The organism is Apilactobacillus waqarii (genome assembly GCF_019061205.1).
Classification (GTDB): domain Bacteria; phylum Bacillota; class Bacilli; order Lactobacillales; family Lactobacillaceae; genus Apilactobacillus; species Apilactobacillus waqarii.
This window is the reverse complement of sequence record NZ_JAHQYH010000002.1, coordinates 237,293-243,456: the sequence shown is the minus strand read 5'-3', so window position 1 is coordinate 243,456 and position 6,164 is coordinate 237,293. Positions and strand designations below refer to the sequence as shown.

Annotated in this window: 8 protein-coding genes; all 8 read right to left on the bottom strand. The window is 38.4% G+C overall.

Annotation, left to right across the window (positions count from 1 at the left end; genetic code table 11):
• Positions 1–149: 149 nt before the first annotated feature.
• From KTJ72_RS02485 to KTJ72_RS02450, 8 genes are read right to left on the bottom strand one after another with little or no spacing between them, the layout of a single operon-like run.
• A complete protein-coding gene (locus tag KTJ72_RS02485; RefSeq protein WP_217304063.1) occupies positions 150–740 on the bottom strand; it encodes a 4'-phosphopantetheinyl transferase family protein in 591 nt (196 codons plus the stop codon).
• Positions 733–1,494 (bottom strand): enoyl-ACP reductase FabI, encoded by a 762-nt coding sequence (gene fabI / locus KTJ72_RS02480; RefSeq protein WP_041153065.1) that lies wholly within the window; start codon positions 1,492–1,494, stop codon positions 733–735. Before fabI ends, KTJ72_RS02485 begins: the two co-directional genes overlap by 8 nt.
• Positions 1,495–1,536: 42 nt before the next feature.
• Positions 1,537–2,304 (bottom strand): carboxyltransferase subunit alpha, encoded by a 768-nt coding sequence (gene accA / locus KTJ72_RS02475; RefSeq protein ID WP_054605815.1) that lies wholly within the window; start codon positions 2,302–2,304, stop codon positions 1,537–1,539.
• A 15-nt stretch (positions 2,305–2,319) separates the two neighbouring features.
• Positions 2,320–3,138, bottom strand: coding sequence for an acetyl-CoA carboxylase carboxyltransferase subunit beta (locus tag KTJ72_RS02470; protein ID WP_217304062.1), 819 nt, complete (start codon positions 3,136–3,138; stop codon positions 2,320–2,322).
• Complete coding sequence (locus tag KTJ72_RS02465; protein ID WP_041153068.1) at positions 3,128–4,501, bottom strand: acetyl-CoA carboxylase biotin carboxylase subunit; 1,374 nt, start codon at positions 4,499–4,501, stop codon at positions 3,128–3,130. Before KTJ72_RS02465 ends, KTJ72_RS02470 begins: the two co-directional genes overlap by 11 nt.
• Before the next feature lie 20 nt (positions 4,502–4,521).
• Complete coding sequence (locus KTJ72_RS02460; protein ID WP_051592197.1) at positions 4,522–4,887, bottom strand: 3-hydroxyacyl-ACP dehydratase FabZ family protein; 366 nt, start codon at positions 4,885–4,887, stop codon at positions 4,522–4,524.
• Between the two features lie 50 nt (positions 4,888–4,937).
• Positions 4,938–5,375, bottom strand: a complete 438-nt coding sequence (locus KTJ72_RS02455; RefSeq protein ID WP_034532418.1) for an acetyl-CoA carboxylase biotin carboxyl carrier protein — start codon at positions 5,373–5,375, stop codon at positions 4,938–4,940.
• A gap of 46 nt (positions 5,376–5,421) precedes the next feature.
• Entirely contained in the window at positions 5,422–6,162 is a 741-nt protein-coding gene (locus KTJ72_RS02450) for an SDR family oxidoreductase (RefSeq protein WP_034532417.1), read from the bottom strand.
• Positions 6,163–6,164 lie beyond the last annotated feature (2 nt).

Genomic DNA, 6,164 nt, shown 5'->3' with positions numbered 1-6,164 from the left:
GGCATTCTACGTATATTACCTTATGTGACACATGGTTGAATGTATATCTATTTTGCCGTTTTTTCATTAGAGATTATCTAATTTTCATGATTTGATTCGTTTAATGTTTGAACATCCCATTACCCCGGAAAATCATTTAACAGCAGATATTAATCGTCATATGTAGCAAGGGTTCCAACGTAACCATCAGCTACCTCAATATCGGTTAATTTAATTTTACGATCTAATCGTTTAGCAGATTTTTTGGTATCAACATCAATGTCGACACTCTTAACCTTACCGGATAAACCAGTACCGACTAATTTTAATGCTGCTTCCTTGATTGTCCATAACTTAAGGGTTTCATCCCCTTCTACTGATTCGTTTAGATTACTTAAGTAATCTAGTTCGTTATCAGTGAACGCACGAGTAATTCGTTTGTAAGTAAATGGACGCAACTTCTCAATGTCTACTCCAACCTCTTCATCAGAAACCGCTAAGATTACTAAATCATATGAATTTGAAATATTATATTGAAATTGCTTTGATTTTAGAAATGGTTTGCCATGATCACCGTAGTAGAAAATGTCACCATGCAATAATTCATCAATACTAATTCCCATGTAATCTGCCAGCATCAAGTTACCAACAATCGCTTGACGTTTATTATACTTCGTAAAATCAACATCAGCCTTCTTGAAGATTTCTTGATACTTTGGATTTTGAATAGAATCGATAAAAATTTCTGTATTATTAAGCAAGTAAGTGAACACCCTTATCAGCGTAAATCAAGTCACCAGTAACACCTGATGATAGGTTACTCATTAGGAATGTAGCAACGTCACCAACTTGGTGGATGTCAACAGCTTCACCGTCAACAGTTCTTGCTTCTGATTCCTTCAATAGGTCACCGTGGTTCTTGATACCAGTAACAGCTAGAGTCTTGATGGCACCAGCTGAGATAGCGTTAACACGGATCTTCTTAGGACCTAAGTCTGAAGCTAGGTATCTAACGTTAGCTTCTAGAGCTGCCTTAGCAACACCCATCATGTTGTATGAAGGGATAGCACGAGTTGAACCCATGTAAGTTAGAGTAGCAATACTACCTTGTGGGTTCATAACACGACTTGCGTAACGTGATACTGAGATTAGTGAGTAAGCTGAAACGTCTTGAGCTAAGTTGTAACCATCTTTCTTAACATCAATAACGCCGCCTTCAAGAGTTTCTTTGTCGGCGTAAGCAATGGCATGAATAACACCATCGATGTTACCAAATTTAGCTTGAATGTCTTGGAAAGTCTTTTCAACGTTTGCATCTTCAGCAACGTCACATTCAATCATTTCAGTTCCTTCTGGAACAAGCTTGTCTAATTGACGCTTTAATCTTTCGTTTTGGTAAGTAATGATAACTTTAGCACCGTTATCCATTAGTGACTTAGCACAACCCCAGGCAATACTACGCTTGTTAGCAACACCCATAACAACAATTGTTTTTCCATCTAATAAGTTTGACATTATGATTTGGCCTCCTAAAATATACAAATCAATTAAATTACATTAGTTGAATTTACGGTAACGTTCGTGACGTTGGGCCAATAATTCTTCTTTAGGTAATTTGTTAAGTTCATTAATTTTTTCAATTAAAGCTTCTTTGAAGTTTTGCATTGATTTTGCATCTTTGACTTCGGGAATAATCTTATCAATGATTTCATTGTCTAATAGTTCCTTTGGTGTAAGTTGCATTTGTTCAGCAGCTTCTGCTGCCTTACTTGAATCTTTCCACAAGATTGTGGCATAGCCTTCAGGTGATAGTACTGAGTAGATACTATCTTCTAAGGCCCAAACGGTGTCACCGACAGCAAGAGCTAAGGCTCCACCGCTTCCCCCTTCACCAATGATGACACTGATGTATGGCACTTTTAACTTAAGTCCTTGCATGATTGATTGAGCAATCATGTAACCTTGACCCTTGTATTCAGCGTCCATACCAGGATATGCACCAGGTGTATTAATCAAGTTAATGATTGGACGGTTAAACTTTTCCGCTTGTTTCATCAAACGTAAAGCTTTTCTGTATCCAGAAGGTTCAGCTGAACCAAAATGTCTCTCGATATTTTCGTCAGTGTCGTTACCCTTTTGAATACTTGTAATGGTAACTGGTTGACCAGCAATAGTTCCGATACCAGCATATACTGCAGGATCATCGCTGTAAGCACGATCACCGTGTAGTTCCATAAAGTCATCAGTAATTCCAGCAACTAGGTCTTGGATACTAATCTTATCAGCACTTCTAGCCGCTAAAACACGATCATATGCTTTTCCCATAATACTAATATCCCCCTAATTCCAAGCCAATAACTTGGCTAATACTGATTTCATTTCATCTCTTTTAACAATGGCATCTAAGAAACCATTCTTAAGTAGAGTTTCTGCACGTTGGAAATCCTTTGGTGGACGTTGTTGAATTGTCTTTTCGATAACTCGACGACCAGCAAATCCAATTAATGTGTGTGGTTCAGAGATGTTAATATCTCCTTCCATGGCATAACTAGCAGTAACACCACCGGTAGTAGGATCAGTTAATACAGAAATGTATAGTAATCCTTTTTCGGCGTGATCAGATACCGCTTGTGATACCTTGGCCATTTGCATTAATGAGTGGATTCCTTCTTGCATTCTGGCACCACCAGAACATGAGAAGACAACTACTGGTAAGTTCTTTTCGGTTGCTTGTTCGAATAATCTAGCAAGCTTTTCACCAGTGGCAGTACCTAAACTACCCATGATGAAACGAGAATCCATCACACCTAGGGCAAATTCAGTATCACCAATCTTGGCAAAACCGGTTTGAACACTTTCGTTTAGGTCAGTGGCCTTCTTTGACTTTTCAAGCTTTCCAGCATACTTTTCGTCGCCTAGAAAACGCTTTGGTGCACTAATTTCAGAATCGATTGGTGTGAACTCATCCACAGTCATATTGATTCTTTCTTGTGCGCCAAGTCTAAAACCATAACCACAGTTAGGACATAGCTTGTATTCCCCTAACTTCTTGTTGTAAAAGTTTTCTTCACAAACTGGACATTTGATAAACAACTGATCTGGAACTTTGTCCATTAGAGTTTGTAAATCTTTGGTTTCTTCTGATTTATTATTCTTCAACGTTTTTCAACCACTCTTTCAAGAATGATTTTTCAATGTATAGATTATTGAAATCTGAATCATTGAAATGTTTGTCTTGTAACAAATCGTTTAGGAATTGACGGTTAGTCTTTACTCCATCAACCTTAAATTCATTAATTACTCTTCTCATTTTTACGACAGCCTGAGGCTTGTCAGGCATATGTACAATGATCTTAGCAATCATTGAATCATAGAAAGGAGAAATGGTGTCACCTTGTTCAACACCTGAATCAATACGAACACCCTTAGTTCCGAATGGGAAGTTAACCTTACGAAGAGTACCTGGTGCTGGTAAGAAACCATGTGCAGGGTCTTCGGCGTTAATACGGCATTCGATTGCGTAACTATCTACCTTGATGTCATCTTGTGTGAATGGTAAAGCTTCACCAGCAGCAACTTGGATTTGAGCCTTGATTAATTGAACTCCAGCAACTTCTTCAGAAACTGTATGTTCAACTTGTAATCTAGTGTTCATTTCCATGAAGTAGAAATTGTTGGTTTTTTCGTCCAATAGGAATTCGAAAGTACCAGTGTTTTCGTAACCAATTTCCTTGGTTGCTTTGGCAACTAGCTTACCTAGATAATCACGTTGAGATTGAGAAACTTCCATGCATGGAGTTTCTTCAATAATCTTTTGATGACCTCTTTGTAGAGAACAGTCACGTTCAGGGAAGTAAACAACATTTCCCTTTTGATCAGCGATAACTTGCATTTCGATATGCTTAGCATCACTTAGATCCTTTTCCATGTACAATGAATCGTCATTGTATGAAATTCTTGCTTCACGCTTAGTAGTGTTAAAGATTTCCTTTAATGCTTCTTCATCGTCACATTCACGGATACCTTTACCACCACCACCGGCAGCTGCTTTAAGCATAACTGGATAACCAATTTCATCCGCTAGTTTTAAAGCATCGTCTAGACTATCAATGGAGCCATCTGAACCAGGAATGGTTGGTACTCCACTGTTCTTCATCGCTGCCTTGGCATGAGATTTATTTCCCATTAAATCAATTACTTTTGAACTTGGTCCAATGAACTTAATTGAACATTTTTCGCAAAGTTCAGCAAATTCAGCGTTTTCAGATAAAAATCCGTAACCGGGGTGAATAGCTTCTGATCCAGTTAAAATTGCAGCATCAATCACTGCAGCCATGTTCAAGTATGATTCGTTTGGTTGTGGACCACCAATACATACTGATTCGTCGGCTAATTTAACGAACATGCTATCCTTGTCGGCAGTTGAATAAACGGCAACAGCTTTAATGTCCATCTCATGAAGTGCTCTTATGATTTGCACCGCGATTTCACCACGGTTAGCAATTAATACCTTTTTAAACATTTCACTCATCCTTTATGAACTTATTCAATTGCAAAGATTAAAGTACCTTCACAAATAACTTCGCCATCTCTAGTAACTGTTCCATGACCTTCACCAATGTTTCTCTTTAGCTTTGTCATTTCAACAGCTAGTTCCAACTTGTCGCCTGGTCTAAAGCTGTCTTTGTAAGTAGCTTCCTTGATACCACCAAAGAAAACATTATGTCCTTTGTATTCAGGCATTGATAGTAATGCACATACTCCAGTTTGAGCTAGCATTTCCATCGCGATTGGTCTTGGCATTCCAAATTCAAGATGTTGTTTTGAGAAGAACCATTCGTTAACAGTTAAAAGCTTTTCAGCCTTTGCACCTTCACCAGGTCTTACTTCAATAATCTTGTCTAACATTTGGAATGGGAATCTTTGAGGAATGAAATCTTGTACGTTATAGTCCAAAATTAGTCCTCCTCAATTTCAAAAATTGGTTGATCGTATTCAACCATGTCACCATTTTCAGCAACCTTCTTAGTAATAGTTCCAGAAACGGGACTCTTAACTTCGTTGATAACCTTCATGGCTTCGATTACACAAACAGTGTCGCCCTTCTTAACGTGATCGCCTACTTTTTTGTAGACTGGTTTTTCAGGACTTGGGGCAAAGTATACGATTCCAACAAGTGGAGCCTTAATCTTTGCACCTGAAGCTGCAGGTTTAGCAGCTGGTTGTTCACTTGCAGTTGCGCCAGCAGCTGGAGCTGGTTGAGCAACATTTTGAACTGCAGCGTGTTCTAACTTACTAAAGTATAAGTCAGTCCCATCATCGGCAGTAATCTTAAATTCTTTCATGCTGGACTTATCAAACTTGTCCATTAACTTTTCAATGTCTTTTTGTTCCATGTTTTTATATCTCCTGTTAATTAAGAATGTTCTTACTTAACTTTGATTACATAGTTAATCCACCGTCAACGGTGATTACTTGTCCATTCATGTATTCGTTCTTGATTAAGAATTCAACAACTTGAGCAACTTCGTCTGGAGTACCAAAACGTTTTGCTGGGATCTTTTCTTCCCAATCAGCGATGTAACTGTCGCCTAGTTTAGCTGTCATAGCAGTCTTAATCATACCTGGAGCAACCGCATTACAACGGATTCCACGTAGAGCACCTTCTTGGGCTGTAGTCTTAGTTAAACCTACGATACCGGCCTTAGTAGATGAATAGTTAGCTTGACCTAAGTTACCGTGTAGACCTGCGATACTTGAAAGGTTGATAATGCAACCCTTACGAGCTCTTTGCATCTTCTTCATAGCAAACTTAGTCATGTTAAATACACCAAACAAGTTAGTGTCTAATACTTGTTTGAATGAATCACCCTTCATTCTAGTTAATAGAGTGTCTTGGGTAATACCGGCATTGTTAACCAATACGTCTAGTTTGCCGTATTTTTCAATAACACTGTCAATCATTGCTTTAGCGTCATCTTCTGAAGCAACGTCTCCAACCAATACATCAATTTCTGAATCGAAGTTAGCTTGGAAAGCCTTCAATTCTTCTTCATTCAATTGACGGTGTGAGTTAGCGATTACGATATTGTTTTCATCCTTAGCTAGACGAACTGCGTCAGCTAAACCTAATCCCTTTGTAGCACCAGTGATTAGAATTACTTGTTTTTCGTTATTTTCCATAA